This is a genomic window from uncultured Aggregatibacter sp. (assembly GCF_901873365.1).
Lineage (GTDB): Bacteria > Pseudomonadota > Gammaproteobacteria > Enterobacterales > Pasteurellaceae > Aggregatibacter.
On sequence record NZ_CABFLM010000107.1, the window covers coordinates 1 to 3,535 of the forward strand.

General features: G+C 35.4%; 5 protein-coding genes and 1 pseudogene. 1 reads left to right on the forward strand and 5 read right to left on the reverse strand.

The window, feature by feature from the left end; translation table 11 throughout:
- Positions 1–99 precede the first annotated feature (99 nt).
- The 3 genes from QZ106_RS09250 to QZ106_RS09260 all read right to left on the reverse strand — a co-directional run bounded on the left by QZ106_RS09250 (position 100) and on the right by QZ106_RS09260 (position 1,661).
- Positions 100–459: a hypothetical protein gene (locus QZ106_RS09250; RefSeq protein WP_295976558.1), complete on the reverse strand. Its 360-nt coding sequence runs from the start codon at positions 457–459 to the stop codon at positions 100–102.
- Positions 460–1,056: 597 nt separating this feature from the next.
- Positions 1,057–1,410: a type II toxin-antitoxin system PemK/MazF family toxin gene (locus QZ106_RS09255; protein WP_295976559.1), complete on the reverse strand. Its 354-nt coding sequence runs from the start codon at positions 1,408–1,410 to the stop codon at positions 1,057–1,059.
- On the reverse strand, positions 1,410–1,661 hold the full coding sequence (locus QZ106_RS09260) for an antitoxin MazE (RefSeq protein ID WP_295976560.1): 252 nt from the start codon (positions 1,659–1,661) through the stop codon (positions 1,410–1,412). Before QZ106_RS09260 ends, QZ106_RS09255 begins: the two co-directional genes overlap by 1 nt.
- Positions 1,662–1,883: 222 nt before the next feature.
- Between QZ106_RS09260 and QZ106_RS10690 the strand changes: the two are divergent.
- Positions 1,884–1,955, forward strand: a pseudogene (locus QZ106_RS10690) (hypothetical protein); the annotation flags it as partial.
- Positions 1,956–2,334: 379 nt separating this feature from the next.
- Here the strand turns inward: QZ106_RS10690 and QZ106_RS09265 are convergent.
- Complete coding sequence (locus QZ106_RS09265) at positions 2,335–3,141, reverse strand: DUF1887 family CARF protein (RefSeq protein ID WP_295976561.1); 807 nt, start codon at positions 3,139–3,141, stop codon at positions 2,335–2,337.
- Between the two features lie 128 nt (positions 3,142–3,269).
- The coding region (gene csx16 / locus QZ106_RS09270) for a CRISPR-associated protein Csx16 (protein WP_295976562.1) at positions 3,270–3,535 on the reverse strand (266 nt) is incomplete at its 5' end.

Here is a 3,535-nt window from a genome sequence, read left to right on the forward strand (position 1 = left end):
ATATAGAACATTTTTATTTCCACCTTTCGTGTTTCAATGATTGATTAAATAATAAATTATCTTGAGTGTTAAATATTGAAATACAAATTTGTATTCAAGCTAATGCTTAATACAAACCTTTTCTAGCATTGTACGAAAACGAGTTGAAAACTCATTGTGAGTTGATGATATTGAGTTATATAAATAATAGGTTTCAATGTCGTAACCAAACCCTTCAGGCGCAGGTGAAGACAGTTCCTCATCATCAATATAACGTGCATATTCAGCATTTAATTTCTTGCGTAAAGCTTCTAAGTTATGAATCCATTTCTTACCATTTTTCATAAAATAACGGCAGTTATAAGCACGTTTGTCTTTAACTTCAATAAAGCCAGCCACAATAGCGTTAATTTCACTTTGAGTGTATGGAGGGTTAAATGTTGCTTGTGTCGCTTTATGATGCATTCTTAAGTTCAACATATTTCCTCCTTACTTATTCTTTAGGAATACATCATAAATGAAAAAATAAAATGCAAATTTGTATATCAAAGGAATTAAGCGGTTTTTATTTAGATGGGATTATTTATTTTGAATTGAGGGTTGAGAATAGATAAGAAAAATTTGTATTTTGAAATACGTATTTATAAAAAAACCGCCAAAAGTGCGGTTGATTTTAGGCGCGTTTTAGTCCCTTTAGAACAGGGCGGTGTCTTTCGACTTCATATTAGGAGAATGACTATATCCTCATCTACTGTTTTAATCCCTTTGGAGCAGGGCGAGGTCTTTCGACGCTAAAAAATTTATTAATAAAAATTTTCGGTTAGTCTCAATCCCTTTAGAACAGGGCGGGGTCTTTCGACCTATCATCAAAGCAACTACTGCGAATGGCGGTGCTAAGTTTCAATCCCTTTAGAACAGGGCGGGGTCTTTCGACAGAAGCAATTAAGCAAAAGGCATACCTTAATCGCTACGGAAAATGGCAAGACTTATCCTATCTTTGGTGTATCTGTTACAGCCGAAGAAATTTAATCAAAAAAATTGCCCTGGCATATCTGCTAGGGTAATTTTTTGCTTCTTCTAGTCTTTCAAAATTGATTCAACGATATCTTGTACTTCAGATAAAATATAGTCAGGCACAGATTCAACTTTTTTTGCATTTCTATTTCTAAAATCAATCATTCGAGTTTGGTATGCAACAATCACCCCTTGGGTTTTACAGCCAGTTTCACTTAGTGTTACTGCAAAGCCGTTATCTCTAGCAAGAGCTGCATTTCCTTGTGTGATAGGGGCAATCATCATAAATCCTAGTTTGTGAAATTCGCTATTGCTTAATACTAAAGCAGGGCGTCTTTCCCCTTGTAGTTCATTCCCTACAACAGGATTCAAGCAAACGGTAATAATGTCCCCTCTTTTAAATGTAGATCCTGCCATTAAATTTCATTTCCTGTTGGCGTGAGTGAATCCCATTCTTCAACGGTGGGTAATTGTTTAAATGAAGTCATTGCAAGACGTTCATTTAAGGTTAATCGTCTTTTTTTATTTGGATTATTAGGAATAATCACCACTTTAATTGTATTGTTGTTAATTTTTTCTAATTCTAAAAAATCTCCCATATTTAAATTCATAGCATTAGTAAAATCTTTTGGTAAACGGATTGCTTTACTATTGCCCCATTGTTTCACTTGTAGTCTCATATTCATAGTTCATATAGCTGACAAAACTCTTATCTCTTACTGCACCAAAAGATAAGCCAAGATTCAGCATCTCCTCATCTCATAATGTTAATTTCCTCATAAATATCATTTAATGATACAATTCTAGTGTATAACCTTGTTTATTCTTATGTCAAATAAAAAAATAGCCCTGGCGTATCCGCTAGGGCTATTTTTTAGTCTCTCCCTTTCGAGCAGGGCGGGGTCTTTCGACTTACTCACTGGCAACCACTCCCGCCTCCACCAACCTCTCAATCCCTTTAGAACAGGGCAGGGTCTTTCGACGAAAAATAAAATAAAATTTAAGGCTTGTGGCCAGTCTCAATCCCTTTGGAACAGGGCAGGGTCTTTCGACACAATCTTTAACAACACTTGACTTTGACAGAATGTCTCAATCCCTTTGGAACAGGGCAGGGTCTTTCGACTGCGGGGGTGGTTTGGTGCCTTGGTGGATAAGGCTTGAGAAGATCGCTTCCCAATTTTTCCCCTCATGCGAAAAGTAAGGTGTGGATTTGATTAAATATTGAACGATTTTATCCATTTTCTTTTTATCTTTGTTCAAAGTGCGATGATAAAAAATGATGTTTTTCTATATGACTTTTACGCACTATTTTACCTCAGTTTCTCCACATTTTCACCTCTGTTATAGGGTAAATTCATTGTTAATGCTGTCCGGATAATGCCTTGGGGCAGGCTCGCTTTTCCTAAGTGCCATTGGGAGTGGTTTGTTGCGTGATGTTGTGGGCAATTTATAGAAAAGAAAACCGCCACAAGGGCGGTTGATTTTAGATGAGTTTTTATAGGTTATTTCTTCAAGCCATACTCCATTTAATAAATCTTTATGTACTGTATCTCTAAAATCTATTTTATGACGATCAAAATCTAATAAATTTTTGTGGTGTAATTGTTCAAGTAAGGTCACGAATGATTTCACTTTATGGTGCTTAAAATCAACCTTAAAACCGGAATTTTGAGACTCTGCAGCATAAGAGTTTAACAAAGGAATATCATCTTTATATTTATCATATTGCTTGATAAACGGTTCCAAATTGGCAATTAATCGCTCAGAAGCCATTGGTGATTTAGCGGATTTATAAACCATGCCGTAAGCAGAAAGATAGGTTTTTAGATCAATCTGGCAATTGAGCATTTTGTTAGGAATGCTTTGTCCTTTTTCATCACGGCTAATAAATAGGATTTGATTATTATCACTATCTACATAAAAAATAGGTTTTTCGCACATAGCAAAGGTGTTCTGTGCCACAATTGCCATTAATTTTGTACCACCTGTCACATTAAGTGCGATATTTTTCCCTTCATATTGATCTATTAGCGAAATAAAGCAGTTTTCCATTTCATGGAAATCATCAATATTTTCAATACGAACTAATGTAACTTTTATGTTTTTTTCTTTAAAAACTTTTTCTAATGCCTCTGCATTACTTTTCATTTTATCGGAGACTAAAAAACCGCTTCTTTCGGTTTAAAATCAGGATCTAAAATAGGTAATAATGAAGGCGCAGCTTGATCTGAAATCAAACAAAAATGTACATCATATTTAGGTTGCATAATGTTTCCTTATCGTTTTTGAATATGAAATGCCTGCAACAAGCAACCTTGTTCAACAAGTTGTTGCGCAGTGAGTTCTGTTCCGCGTTGTTCCGGTTTAACGTTAACGGATAAAAAATAAAAGGTGGCTCCTTTCTCACAAACTTGGCTTGCAAGATGAACCGGTAGCATCCCAATGACCACATCATTAGGTTGAATTTGGTTAGTATCCAAGTGGGTTGCCCAGTGATCAATATGAATAGATTGCGTTTTTATCCATTCAATCGCACCAGGAT

Bases quoted from the DNA above. Each gene is read 5' to 3' on its own strand.
- QZ106_RS09250 (WP_295976558.1), bottom strand. From the start codon at position 459: ATGTTGAACTTAAGAATGCATCATAAAGCGACACAAGCAACATTTAAC.
- QZ106_RS09255 (WP_295976559.1), bottom strand. From the start codon at position 1,410: ATGGCAGGATCTACATTTAAAAGAGGGGACATTATTACCGTTTGCTTG.
- QZ106_RS09265 (WP_295976561.1), bottom strand. From the start codon at position 3,141: ATGAAAAGTAATGCAGAGGCATTAGAAAAAGTTTTTAAAGAAAAAAAC.